Here is a 245-nt window from a genome sequence, read left to right as displayed (position 1 = left end):
ATCCTGGACAGCATCAATGATATCAGAACAAAAAACGAAAGACTGATCACCGTGTTTGGTTGCGGAGGTGACAGAGATCACTCGAAAAGACCTGAAATGGGAAATATTGCCACGAAAAAATCAACATTGTCCATTATCACTTCAGACAACCCGAGAACAGAAGATCCGGCAGCAATCATTAAAGAGATTGAAGCAGGCGTTGAACCCCAAAATTTCAGCAAATACACTTCAATTCCCGACAGAAG

1 protein-coding gene is annotated in these 245 nt (G+C 42.0%); it reads left to right on the top strand.

Annotated features, from left to right (window positions below):
• Window positions 1-245 (top strand): glutamate ligase domain-containing protein (locus ACPYOJ_RS36285; RefSeq protein WP_481420525.1); only part of this gene is annotated, 245 nt, incomplete at both ends.

The organism is Rhizobium sp. SVR5-9E, assembly GCF_056755095.1.
The sequence above is the reverse complement of the archived record's forward strand: the minus strand, read 5'-3'. Positions and strand labels throughout refer to the sequence as shown.